The following is an 11,867-nucleotide window of genomic DNA, read 5'->3' on the forward strand; positions in this document are numbered from 1 at the left end:
ATTCAGTATAAATAAGCACTAAATATAATTTCAATCCACATAGATAGCACTATGATGCTTAGATTATATCAAAATTGATTCATACAAGCAATATTGAAATTATAAACACTACATATAGAAATAAAAAAATTGACTTTTGAAATTTCAAGTGCTAAGATAGGATTATAAAATAACATAAGGAGGTTTTAACCTTGTACAGATCAAGAAATTTCTATGCGAGGGTGCGTGGTGATCAGGCCCTCTTTACAAACCCTGCAACTAAAGGTGGTGGAGAGAGATCATCATATTCTGTTCCTACTCGGCAAGCTTTGCAAGGCATAATTGATAGTATTTATTATAAGCCAACATTCATAAATATTGTCACTGAAGTTAAGGTTGTTAATCAAATTCAGACAGAATTACACGGCGTTCGTGCTTTGTTACATGATTACAGCGCAGATTTGAGCTACGTGTCCTATTTGAGTGATGTGGAATATCTAGTGAAATTCCATTTCATTTGGAATGAAAATCGTGAAGATTTAATGCAAGATAGGCTGCCTAACAAGCATGAAGCCATTATGGAACGCTCGATTCGAAAAGGTGGACGACGCAATGTTTTTTTAGGAACCAGCGAATGCTTTGGCTTAGTCGATGAAATTAGTCAGGAAGAATATGAGAACACCCCTTCTTACTATGATGGCGTTACTATTGATTTAGGTATTATGTTCCATTCTTTTGCTTATCCCAAAGACGAAACGACACCATTAAAATCTTATTTTACAAAAACAGTGATGGAGAATGGGTTGATTAAGTTTAAGCCTCAGTCTGAGTGTGAAATTGTAAATACTTTGTCTAGTTATACCTTTAAGACACCTGGCCAGATTAAGTCCGTTGATGATGAACTTAAGGAATACGATGCTATGGAGAAAGGAGAAGGCTAATGGATTTTTTTACTTCTCTCTTAAAAGCTTATGAAAAAGCAGAAGAAATTGAATTAGTTGACCAACAAAATGGGGACAATCCTGTTTTGCTTCCGCTTTATCATACTAGTTTGAAGTCAAATGGTAAAAATATTATTGCAGTTAAGTTGGATCAGGATGGTAGTTTCTATAAGGCAGAGGTCATGGATGATAATCAAATGATTATATTTCCTGTGACTGCAAATTCTGTAGCAAGATCTGGTAGCAATCCTGATCCACATCCTCTAGTAGACAAGTTTTCTTATTATATACCAGAGGTGAGTCAATCACAATATGATGATTTTCATAAACAATTAGCTAGTTGGATTGCTTACTGTGAGGAAGGTAAAGTCAAGGATTTTTTGATGAAAATTCAGCATTTTATTCTCCAAACAGATTTTCTAAGTAGTATTCTTCGGTCTTTATATGGTGATCATTACCAAAGGGAGGGATTGAAAATCACCTATTCTGACTCTGATGGAAAAAACAAGACTGTTGATTTGTCCGCTTATTTCCTAGAGTTTTCAATTGTACAATTTCATGGCTTTAAAGATGAATCAGTGACTAGCTACAAGGCCTTACACCAATCCTTTATTTCGTTTATGACTGCTAATCAAGATAATTTGAGAACGTGTAATATTAGTGGACGTATGGAACAAATTACAAATAAACATAGAGGACTAATGGGAACTGCGAAAATCATTTCAGTTAGTAATAAAGGAGAGGCTTATAAAGGGCGATTCAAAGAGCGGGAAGATGTTTTTAGTGTTGGTTATGAAACTTCGGAAAAAATTCATTTAATGATTAAGTATCTGCTGGAAAATAAAAACAGCAGTACTTGGTTGGGATCGTCACAATATCTCATCAATTGGTTTAGTGATGATTTAGTGAATGAGAGTCAATTGGATATTGTGAAGCCGATATTTAATGATTTATTTGAAGATGATGAAGAAGAAAGTTTAGTTCCCATTAAACCGAACGAAGAAAGTAGGCAAATAGAATCTTCGTTTATCAAGGGACAAAAATTGTTTGGTAACGATGCAACCTATTATATTGCAATATTGAATAAAACAAGCAATGGTCGGATTGCTTTAAAATATTTCCGTCAGGTTCAAGTTTCCCAGTTATTGAAAAATCTGGAAACTTGGCAGGAAGACTATTCTTGGGAGGCAAAAACTAAATCTGGAAATTATAAATTAAGAACACCTACTTTTAATGAAATAATCAACGCTGCCTACGGTGTTGACAGAGAACGTTATTTGGAATTGGATAATGACAGTTTTAAGAGCGATCAATATCAGCAATTAGTAACAGCTTTGATTGATGGAAGGTCAATACCAAACAGTGTTGTAAAAAAATTAGAAGATAACATTAAACAAAGACAGAAGTATTCTAAGCACTGGTATCAAGTACAACAAGTTAGTTTAGCGGTTTTACAAAAACAATATGGAAGGGAGTTCACACCAATGTTAGACCATCAAGAAACAGATCGTTCTTATCTATTTGGACGCTTACTTGCAATTTATGAGCTGTTTGAAGCGCAGCGCTATGCTCTAGATGGCAGTAGCCAAGAACGCATCACGAATGCTGAGCGTTACTGGAATGCTTATACAGGTCAACCAGCCAAGATGATGAAACATTTAGAAAATAAAATTAAGCCTTATGAGGAAGTTTTGAAATTGAATAGACCTGGTATTTGGCATAAATTGGAGAAAGAAAGAAAAGAAATTATTCAACTTTTAACCCCATTATATGCTAATAAAGAGTTTACTCAGCCATTAGATTATAAATTTATCTTTGGCTACTATGCTGAAAAACAATTTTACTACACTAAACAAACTAAAGAAAACGAGGGATAAGATATGTTGGAACACAAAATTGATTTTATGGTGACGATTGAGGTACGTGAGGCAAATGCAAATGGCGATCCTTTATCTGGTAATATGCCAAGAACAGATGCTAAGGGCCATGGCTTGATTTCAGATGTGGCTATTAAACGTAAAATTAGGAATCGTATGCAAGATTTTGGTTGTCCTACTTTTGTACAGGCAGGTGATCGCATTGAGGACGAGTTTCGCTCGCTTGAAAAACGTTTCTCTAATCAATTCACTTCAAAAGATTCAGATGCAGAAATTGAAGAAAAAGCTAATCAATTATGGATGGATGTGCGTTCCTTCGGTCAAGTATTTACTTATCTTAAAAAGTCAATCGGTGTTCGTGGTCCAGTTTCGCTGAATATGGCTAAATCTTTGGAACCAATTGTGATTTCCAGTCTACAGATTACTAGAAGTACCAACGGTATGGAAGCAAAAAATGAAAGCGGTCGTTCGTCAGACACTATGGGAACTAAGCATTTTGTTGATTATGGTGTCTATGTCATCAAAGGTTCGATTAATCCAAATTTTGCTGAAAAAACAGGATTTTCTGATGAAGATGCTGAGGTAATTAAGAAAGCACTTATCAGTCTGTTTGAGAACGATGCGTCATCCGCTCGTCCTGAAGGTTCTATGCGCGTGAGGGAAGTCTTCTGGTTTACTCATTCTAATAAGTTAGGAAATGTTTCCAGTGCGCGTGTTTTTGATTTGATTGAATTTGACAAAGAAAAACAGGATAAAGATAATTACGATGACTACAGCATTCATCTTAATCAAGAAAAATTAGCAGAATATCAAGCTAAAGGATTGAAAGTTGATATCTTAGAAGGACTGTAAAATGGTTTATGCTGAAAGTGACTATTTGATGTTATCTGGTATTCAGCATTTCCAATTTTGCAAGCGCCAATGGAGTTTGATTCATATTGAGCAGCAGTGGGCTGAAAACGAAGCGACAGCTCATGGGCAGATTTTGCATCAGAAGGCGGATAATCCTTATATTAAAGAAAAGCGAAAGGATGTCATTACCTCACGAGCCATGCATGTCTCATCAAAAGAGCTTGGTCTCTATGGGATATTGGATGTGGTTGAATTCCATAAGGATGAAAAAGGAGTTCCGCTAAAAGGAAAACGTGGCAAATGGCTTCCTGTCATTATTGAATATAAGCGTGGAAAACCTAAAAAGGATACTCGTGACATTGTTCAGCTGGTTGCTCAAACGATTTGTCTTGAAGAAACTCTTGGATGCGAAATCGAGTATGGTTATCTTTACTATCATAGTGTAAATCAAAAGAAGCGAATAGAAATTACTTCTGATTTTCGAAAAGAAGTAGCCGAGTTGGCTTGCCAAATGCATGAATATTATGACAAAAAGCTTATTCCGAAAGCTGAATATTTTAAAAACTGTCAGTTATGCTCCTTAGTTGATATTTGCATGCCGCGTTTGAGCAAAAAGGCGCGCAATGTTGACAATTATATTTTCCAAGCACTAAAAAGTGAGGATAGCTTATGAAAAAGCTACTTAATACTCTATATTTGAATACTCTATATTTGACTCAAGATAATTTTTATTTAACGCGTGAAAGAGACAACATCGTTATCAAGCAAGAAGGTAAAGTTATCAGTCGTTTCCCGTATCGAATTATTGATGGCATTGTTTGTTTTTCTTATTTAGGAGCGTCTCCTTCTTTGATTGAACTATGTGCTGAAAATCAGATTAATTTGTCCTTCCATACACCACAGGGACGCTTTTGCGGACGATTTGTTGGGCAAACAAATGGGAATGTTTTGCTAAGGAGACAGCACTATCGTTTGGCGGATGAAGAACAGTCTCTAGAATATGCAAAACGTTTTATTCTTGCTAAGATTTCAAATTCTAGAAAATATTTATTGCGTTTCAAGCGTGACCATCGGGATCGGATCGATAGCCGTCTCTTTGAAGAAGTGAATACAGAATTGACGTGGGCCTTGGAACAGGTTCAAGCAGCTGAAGACAAGGATTCTCTTTTAGGAATTGAAGGTCAGGCAGCCAACCAATATTTTCGTGCCTTTAACAACCTCGTTTTAACTGATAAGGAAACATTTCAGTTCAACGGACGCACGCGACGGCCGCCTCAAGATTGTGTCAATGCTCTTTTGTCATTTGGCTATAGTTTGTTAACCTATGAATGTCAGTCTGCTTTGGAGGCTGTTGGACTAGACAGTTATGTTGGTTTTTATCATACTGACAGGCCGGGTCGTGCAAGTTTAGCCTTGGATTTAGTGGAAGAATTTCGTTCTTATATTGTTGATAGATTTGTTTTTTCTCTGATAAATAAAGGGCAATTAAATAAAAAGCATTTTGACATCAAGGAAAATAGCAGTGTTATTTTAACTGAAAAGGGACGTGCTATCTTTATTGAAGCTTGGCAGAAGCGTAAGCATACAGAAACTGAACATCCTTTCACTAAGGAAAAAGTCAAGCTGATGCTGTTGCCTTATGTCCAAGCTCAGCTATTGGCCAAAGCAATTCGTGGAGAATTAGAATCCTATCCGCCATTTTTAATCTAGGAGTAAATTTATGATGGTTTTAGTAACTTATGATGTCAATACGGAAACTTCCGCAGGCAGGAAACGTCTGAGGCATGTCGCAAAACTTTGTGTTGATTATGGTCAGCGTGTGCAAAATTCCGTTTTTGAATGCTCAGTAACTCCGGCTGAATTTGTAGAAATAAAAAATAAACTGTTGACAATCATTGACCAAGAATCAGATAGTATACGATTTTACTTGCTTGGTAAAAATTGGCAAAATCGTGTAGAAACCCTTGGTCGAAATGACAGTTATGACCCTGATGTCGGGATATTACTTTTATAAAAACTTGTGTGCGAACCTAGGTTGCACATCAAAACCTAGGACATTCGCGCATAAAAACAGAATGATAGTGGCAAAAATCCAGTTTTTATTAAATGAAATAGCTCAATAGATTCTTAGATATAGTCACAAACGGTGCAACCATGCGCTGTCGCACCCTTCGCGGGTGCGTGGATTGAAATAGGAACGGCCACTCGACGTTGGCCCATTTTGACTGTCGCACCCTTCGCGGGTGCGTGGATTGAAATGTTGCATAAAAGCTGTTATTACCTGTCAAATCCAGGTCGCACCCTTCGCGGGTGCGTGGATTGAAATATGGACGAAAATGGCGACAAGTTACTAGCTAAGAGTCGCACCCTTCGCGGGTGCGTGGATTGAAATTCTAGCAAATATAGCCCATGGCAGTCTGACTTTGTCGCACCCTTCGCGGGTGCGTGGATTGAAATCAAAATGCTTGTGAGTGCACCTTGCATCAATTTGTCGCACCCTTCGCGGGTGCGTGGATTGAAATATCGATAAAACGTTTTTGCCAATCTTCCATTTTTGTCGCACCCTTCGCGGGTGCGTGGATTGAAATACTCATGGATTGGGATAGCGACAACGTGATTACAGTCGCACCCTTCGCGGGTGCGTGGATTGAAATTACAAACAAAAATTAAAGAAAACAGTCTACACAGTCGCACCCTTCGCGGGTGCGTGGATTGAAATAGACAAGAGGAGCCTTAAACAATGCGCATGATGTGTCGCACCCTTCGCGGGTGCGTGGATTGAAATATAAAGCTAGTGTGTACGATGTGATTGAGTTATTGTCGCACCCTTCGCGGGTGCGTGGATTGAAATTTCGACATTTAATCACTCCCCGTAAATAGCAACAGTCGCACCCTTCGCGGGTGCGTGGATTGAAATAGACCTGTATAGCTCGTTTGAAATGATGTATTTCGTCGCACCCTTCGCGGGTGCGTGGATTGAAATTATTTCCAAACTCTGTTATTTTACTAAAAAATGTGTCGCACCTTTCGCGGGTGCGTGGATTGAAATAATAAAAGTTTTGGAAAAACTATCTTTAAATTTAGTCGCACCCTTCGCGGGTGCGTGGATTGAAATATCTTGATTGGATATTAAATTTAAAGACCGATTTGTCGCACCCTTCGCGGGTGCGTGGATTGAAATATTAAAAATATCTATTTTTTGTAACGTTGGATTTTTGTCGCACCCTTCGCGGGTGCGTGGATTGAAATAAAATTTGCGAAAATGCTTGCCTTTATCGGCGAAGGTCGCACCCTTCGCGGGTGCGTGGATTGAAATTGAAATAATAAAATAAATATCTTGTTTTTTCAAAGGTCGCACCCTTCGCGGGTGCGTGGATTGAAATCGGATCGCCTAGCTCATAAACTCCCGCTGCTGAGTCGCACCCTTCGCGGGTGCGTAAATTAATATACACCTAAACTCTTGTTTGCTTTCAAAAACATGCTAAATTTTTCCGAGATATCTTGGCTTTGGATGATGCCAAAATTTTGCAGAAATGTCTCGAGTTTTTGACTGCATTTTGCGAAACTCTCTTACTTGATGGAGAAAATGACCTGTCTAGTGAGGAACTGTACCAAAAATTAGGTTTGGATAAATAGCGGAGTAAACTAACATCTGAGGACAGAAAGGTTCCAACTATACATATCTGAAGTAGAGTACCTGAAATAATAAAGTTCCCTATATTTCCAACAAATAAGTCAACATTACTTCAACAAAAAAACAGCTCAATAGTAAAGCTGTTTTTTTTACCTATTTGAAAGTTTAAAATTGTGATTGGTCTTGTATTTACGGATGATTAGACGTTTAAACTTCAACATTATAAAGATCTGTTGATAAATAGCGTTCGCCATTATCTGGAGCAAGAGCTAGAATTTTTTTACCTGTTCCTAGTTTTTTGGCTACTTCAAGTGCAGCATAAATAGCTGCAGCAGAAGAAATACCTACCAGAAAACCTTCTTGTCCACCGATACGACGTCCAAGTTCAAGTGCTTGATTAGAAGTAACGCGAACAATACTGTCGTAAGCTTGAGTGTCTAGTGTTTCTGGGATAAAACCAGCAGAAATACCCTGAATCTTGTGAGGCCCAGGCTCCTCACCGGACAGGATAGCGGACTCATCGGCTTCAACTGCATAAACTTGTATATCTGGATTGACTTTTTTGAGAGCATGAGAAACACCAGAAATGGTACCACCTGTGCCAACTCCTCCGACAAAGGCATCCAAACCTTTCTTACCGAAAGCAGCAATAATTTCTGCTCCTGTTATTTTTTCGTGTATTTCTGGATTAGCTGGGTTGTTAAACTGAAGTGGTAGCCAGCCGTTTCGTTCTTTAGCAATTTCTTCAGCTTTGGCAATCGCTCCCTGCATTCCTTCGCTTCCGGGAGTTAATACTAATTCTGCACCATAAGCTTGGATAATTTTGCGACGTTCAACACTCATAGTTTCTGGCATGACAATAACAACCTTATAACCTTTTGCAGCACCAACCCAAGACAAACCAATTCCGGTATTTCCACTGGTTGCTTCGACAATGGTTGCACCTGGTTGAATCAAGCCCTCTTGCTCAGCAGTCTCAATCATGCTGAGAGCAATGCGGTCTTTGACAGATGAGCCTGGATTAAAAGCTTCTAATTTGACATAGACATCAGCAGCACCTTCTGGAACAAGTCTGTTTAATTTCACGATAGGAGTATTTCCAATGAGTTCTGTAATGTTACGATAAATTTTTGCCATAAAATAATACCTCAATTCTGTTGATAGCATCAGTATAAAACGAAAAGAAGTCTTTGTAAAATATAAAAAAACTATCAAGGTGATAGCTTTTTTTAATATTTAGGATAAAGAAATGGGAACTTCAACTTTCCGCAATCCCTGGTCAGTAATGTCGATTTTTCCATTAAACAACTCAATCAACTCCTCTATAACGCTGTCCTTATCATCTTTATCAACAAAAATGGTCGTTTGGACTTGTTCTGTAAAGGATGTATCTTGTTCTTGTAAATGGTTAGCTTTAAGAAAATTGGGTAATTCTTGATATTGACTGTAAGAGAGAGCGATCCTCAGTCCAAGTTGTTCTTTTATATGGACGATCCCGATTTCTTTGATAGCTAAAGCAACGTTGCTGCTATACGCCCGAATAAGACCTCCTGCCCCTAGCTTGATACCACCAAAATAGCGTGTCACGACAGCACAGACATTAGTTAGTTGATGATTTTCTAAAACGCCTAACATAGGTACACCAGCAGTCCCACTTGGTTCTCCATCATCACTACTTCGCTTCATTTCACTCCGCTCTCCTAATATAAAGGCAGAGCAGTTATGAGTAGCTTTGTAGTGTTCTTTTTTGACAGCCTGAATAAAATTTCGTGCTTCGTTCTCTGTTGTTACACGCTTGATGTGACAAATAAAGCGCGATTTTTTGATTTCTTCTTGGACTTGTCCGTCCTCTTTGATTGTTCTAAACTCCATATCTTCATTTTACAAAAAAACTTGTATTTTGCCAAAGTTTTTTCGAATAAATAGATATGATAGAATTACAAGATTGCTTAGGTCGTATGTTTACAAAAGCACAACTACCAGCAGAATTGCAATTATATGCGCAAACTTTACCAGCAATGAAAGAAGAAAAAGGGAAATTATGTTGCAATCGCTGTGGGCAAGCAGTTGATAAAGAAAGACACCAACTGCCAATAGGTGCTTACTACTGTAGATCCTGCTTGATCTTAGGAAGGGTCAGAAGTGATGAAGAACTCTATTATTTTCCACAGGAAGAGTTTCCTAAAGCGGATGTCTTAAAATGGCAAGGAACGTTAACAGAATTTCAAGCCAAGGTTTCTCAAAGACTTGTGGAGGCAGTTGCCAAGCGAAAAGATAGCTTGGTCCATGCAGTCACGGGAGCTGGAAAAACAGAAATGATCTATCAGGTGGTAGCACAAGTTATTGATCAAGGCGGGGCCGTCTGCTTGGCTAGCCCACGAATTGATGTCTGTTTAGAACTTTATCGTAGACTGAAAATAGATTTTGCTTGTGATATTTCACTCCTGCATGGCGAATCAGAAGCGTATTTTCGCAGTCCTCTCGTAATTGCCACAACGCATCAGCTTCTCAAATTTTACCGAGCATTTGATCTGCTCATCGTTGACGAAGTGGATGCCTTTCCTTATGTAGACAATCCAATGCTTTATCATGCGGTTCATCAAGCAGTCAAAGAACAAGGCACGAAAATTTTCTTGACAGCAACCTCCACAGATGAGCTGGACAAAAGAGTTAGCAAGGGAGAGTTGAGCCGCTTAAGTCTCCCTAGACGTTTTCATGGTAACCCTTTAATTGTTCCTCAAAAAGTTTGGTTGGAAAATTTTCAAAAATACTTGAATCAAAAAAAGCTAGTTCCTAAGTTGGAACAATTTGTTAAAAAGCAAAGAAAAACAGGTTTTCCTCTTCTCATTTTTGCTTCTGAGATTAAAAGAGGACAAGAATTTGCAGAGGTTCTCCAAAACAATTTCCCTAATGAAAAAGTTGGCTTTGTTGCTTCGACGACTGAAAATCGACTAGATATTGTAGAGAAATTTCGTCAAAAGGATATCACAATTTTAGTAACAACGACGATTCTAGAACGTGGTGTAACTTTTCCTTGTGTAGATGTTTTTGTGGTGGAGGCTAACCATTGTCTGTTTAGTCGCAGTGCTTTGGTACAAATTGCTGGTCGTGTTGGTCGTAGTATGGAGCGACCAACAGGCGAGTTAATCTTTTTTCATGATGGTACAACTATGGCGATAGAAAAAGCTATTAAAGAAATTCGGGAGATGAATCAGGAGGCTGGTTTATGAATAACTGTCTGTTATGTGAAAGTCTACTTGATGAAAAGCTAACATTTTGTGATTTGCTGACTTTGAAGAAGCCCAAAGCAAAAGCTTGTGATGCTTGTTTTGAAAAATTCCAGCGTATTTCAGCGCAACATTGCCCTAAGTGCTATCGTGACGGAATAGATGAAATCTGCATAGACTGTGATGTGTGGACAAAGAAAGGAAAAGAAGTTTGCCATAAGAGTTGTTTTGTCTATAATGAAGCTATGAAAAACTTCTTTAGTCAATATAAATTTCAAGGAGATTATGCTCTTTCTTCTGTATTTACTGAAGTTTTGCATCAAGAATTAAAAAATTATAGCGATTATACGCTCGTGCCAATTCCTGTGAGTGTAGAAAAGTATCAAGCAAGAGGGTTTAATCAAGTAACAGCTTTTCTTGAGGGTACAAAGTTGCAATTTAAGGAAATTTTAGAAAAATATGATACAATTGCTCAATCAAGCAAGATGAGAGAGGAGCGATTGCAGAGCCAGCAGTGCTTTAAAGTAAAAGACAAGGTTACACTTCCAGCAAAAATTCTTTTGATAGATGATATTTATACCACAGGAGCAACCTTACAACTTGCCAAAGATATTTTAGTGGAAGCGGGTGTGAAAGAAATTTTGACATTTTCATTAGCAAGATAACAAAAAATTTGCAAAAAAAAAATGAAAGCGTTATAATGAAGTAAAGAAAAACAAAATGCTTAGAAAGAAGGTACTTATATGATTAAATATAGTATCCGTGGTGAAAATCTAGAAGTAACAGAAGCGCTTCGTGATTACGTAGTTTCTAAACTTGAAAAAATCGAGAAATATTTCCAAGCTGATCAAGAATTGGATGCTCGTGTAAACTTGAAAGTATATCGTGAAAAGACAGCTAAGGTTGAAGTAACCATCCCACTTGGCTCTATCACTCTTCGTGCAGAAGATGTTTCCCAAGATATGTATGGTTCTATTGATTTGGTGACAGATAAAATTGAACGTCAAATTCGTAAAAATAAAACAAAAATTGAACGTAAAAACCGTAATAAAAAATCAACTAGTCAGTTATTTACAGATGCTGTTATTGAAGAAGTAGAAGCTGCACCTGCAAAAGTGGTACGTTCAAAACAAATCGACTTAAAACCAATGGATTTAGAAGAAGCTCTTCTTCAAATGGATTTATTGGGACATGATTTCTTCATCTATACTGATGTAGAAGACAACACAACCAATGTTCTCTATCGTCGTGAAGATGGTGACGTTGGCTTGCTTGAAGTGAGATAATCAATCGGTCCTCTGATTTATATCAGGGGATTTTTGTTTGGTTTGCAATTATCTTGAATTAATTGCAAAAA

The 11,867-nt window shown here is 37.8% G+C and carries 11 protein-coding genes, 1 pseudogene and 1 CRISPR repeat array; of the genes and pseudogenes, 10 read left to right on the forward strand and 2 right to left on the reverse strand.

Annotated elements, in window-relative coordinates:
• Positions 1-191: 191 nt before the first annotated feature.
• The 7 genes and pseudogenes from cas5c to SCSC_RS02150 form a co-directional block, all read left to right on the forward strand.
• Positions 192-920: a type I-C CRISPR-associated protein Cas5c gene (cas5c, locus tag SCSC_RS02120; protein WP_022524675.1), complete on the forward strand. Its 729-nt coding sequence runs from the start codon at positions 192-194 to the stop codon at positions 918-920.
• Positions 920-2,797 carry a type I-C CRISPR-associated protein Cas8c/Csd1 gene (gene cas8c, locus SCSC_RS02125; protein ID WP_006269870.1) on the forward strand — a complete coding sequence of 626 codons (1,878 nt, stop codon included), beginning with the start codon at positions 920-922 and terminating at the stop codon, positions 2,795-2,797. Before cas5c ends, cas8c begins: the two co-directional genes overlap by 1 nt.
• A gap of 3 nt (positions 2,798-2,800) precedes the next feature.
• Complete coding sequence (gene cas7c, locus SCSC_RS02130; RefSeq protein WP_006269879.1) at positions 2,801-3,649, forward strand: type I-C CRISPR-associated protein Cas7/Csd2; 849 nt, start codon at positions 2,801-2,803, stop codon at positions 3,647-3,649.
• Between the two features lies 1 nt (position 3,650).
• Positions 3,651-4,322: a CRISPR-associated protein Cas4 gene (gene cas4 / locus SCSC_RS02135; RefSeq protein WP_006269857.1), complete on the forward strand. Its 672-nt coding sequence runs from the start codon at positions 3,651-3,653 to the stop codon at positions 4,320-4,322.
• Positions 4,319-5,359: a type I-C CRISPR-associated endonuclease Cas1c gene (gene cas1c, locus SCSC_RS02140; RefSeq protein ID WP_006269871.1), complete on the forward strand. Its 1,041-nt coding sequence runs from the start codon at positions 4,319-4,321 to the stop codon at positions 5,357-5,359. Before cas4 ends, cas1c begins: the two co-directional genes overlap by 4 nt.
• A 10-nt stretch (positions 5,360-5,369) precedes the next feature.
• Positions 5,370-5,663 (forward strand): CRISPR-associated endonuclease Cas2, encoded by a 294-nt coding sequence (cas2, locus tag SCSC_RS02145; RefSeq protein WP_006269853.1) that lies wholly within the window; start codon positions 5,370-5,372, stop codon positions 5,661-5,663.
• Positions 5,664-5,810: 147 nt separating this feature from the next.
• Positions 5,811-7,097: direct repeats of the CRISPR family, unit length 32 nt; unit sequence GTCGCACCCTTCGCGGGTGCGTGGATTGAAAT.
• A gap of 20 nt (positions 7,098-7,117) precedes the next feature.
• Positions 7,118-7,285: pseudogene (locus SCSC_RS02150) on the forward strand (cell filamentation protein Fic); the annotation flags it as partial.
• A 205-nt stretch (positions 7,286-7,490) separates the two neighbouring features.
• On the opposite strand, the gene cysK reads toward SCSC_RS02150, so the two are convergent.
• Both cysK and SCSC_RS02160 read right to left on the reverse strand, forming a co-directional pair.
• Positions 7,491-8,420: a cysteine synthase A gene (gene cysK, locus SCSC_RS02155; protein WP_006269877.1), complete on the reverse strand. Its 930-nt coding sequence runs from the start codon at positions 8,418-8,420 to the stop codon at positions 7,491-7,493.
• Between the two features lie 99 nt (positions 8,421-8,519).
• Complete coding sequence (locus tag SCSC_RS02160) at positions 8,520-9,155, reverse strand: YigZ family protein (protein WP_006269864.1); 636 nt, start codon at positions 9,153-9,155, stop codon at positions 8,520-8,522.
• Positions 9,156-9,211: 56 nt separating this feature from the next.
• Here SCSC_RS02160 and SCSC_RS02165 point away from each other — a divergent pair, with 56 nt between their 5' ends.
• The 3 genes from SCSC_RS02165 to hpf all read left to right on the forward strand — a co-directional run bounded on the left by SCSC_RS02165 (position 9,212) and on the right by hpf (position 11,796).
• On the forward strand, positions 9,212-10,513 hold the full coding sequence (locus SCSC_RS02165; RefSeq protein WP_037565799.1) for an ATP-dependent helicase ComFA: 1,302 nt from the start codon (positions 9,212-9,214) through the stop codon (positions 10,511-10,513).
• Positions 10,510-11,175: a ComF family protein gene (locus SCSC_RS02170; RefSeq protein ID WP_003043136.1), complete on the forward strand. Its 666-nt coding sequence runs from the start codon at positions 10,510-10,512 to the stop codon at positions 11,173-11,175. The genes SCSC_RS02165 and SCSC_RS02170 overlap by 4 nt, the downstream gene beginning before the upstream one ends.
• A 78-nt stretch (positions 11,176-11,253) precedes the next feature.
• Positions 11,254-11,796, forward strand: a complete 543-nt coding sequence (gene hpf / locus SCSC_RS02175) for a ribosome hibernation-promoting factor, HPF/YfiA family (protein WP_003032381.1) — start codon at positions 11,254-11,256, stop codon at positions 11,794-11,796.
• The last annotated feature ends 71 nt before the right edge of the window (positions 11,797-11,867 follow it).

This window comes from Streptococcus constellatus subsp. constellatus, assembly GCF_023167545.1.
Taxonomy (GTDB): Bacteria; Bacillota; Bacilli; order Lactobacillales; family Streptococcaceae; genus Streptococcus; species Streptococcus constellatus.

Excerpts from the sequence above, each read along its gene's own strand:
- cas2 (WP_006269853.1), top strand. The coding sequence starts at position 5,370 with ATGATGGTTTTAGTAACTTATGATGTCAATACGGAAACTTCCGCAGGC.
- SCSC_RS02170 (WP_003043136.1), top strand. The coding sequence starts at position 10,510 with ATGAATAACTGTCTGTTATGTGAAAGTCTACTTGATGAAAAGCTAACA.
- cas1c (WP_006269871.1), top strand. The coding sequence starts at position 4,319 with ATGAAAAAGCTACTTAATACTCTATATTTGAATACTCTATATTTGACT.
- cas4 (WP_006269857.1), top strand. The coding sequence starts at position 3,651 with ATGGTTTATGCTGAAAGTGACTATTTGATGTTATCTGGTATTCAGCAT.
- cas7c (WP_006269879.1), top strand. The coding sequence starts at position 2,801 with ATGTTGGAACACAAAATTGATTTTATGGTGACGATTGAGGTACGTGAG.
- SCSC_RS02165 (WP_037565799.1), top strand. The coding sequence starts at position 9,212 with ATGATAGAATTACAAGATTGCTTAGGTCGTATGTTTACAAAAGCACAA.
- hpf (WP_003032381.1), top strand. The coding sequence starts at position 11,254 with ATGATTAAATATAGTATCCGTGGTGAAAATCTAGAAGTAACAGAAGCG.
- cysK (WP_006269877.1), bottom strand. The coding sequence starts at position 8,420 with ATGGCAAAAATTTATCGTAACATTACAGAACTCATTGGAAATACTCCT.
- cas8c (WP_006269870.1), top strand. The coding sequence starts at position 920 with ATGGATTTTTTTACTTCTCTCTTAAAAGCTTATGAAAAAGCAGAAGAA.
- SCSC_RS02160 (WP_006269864.1), bottom strand. The coding sequence starts at position 9,155 with ATGGAGTTTAGAACAATCAAAGAGGACGGACAAGTCCAAGAAGAAATC.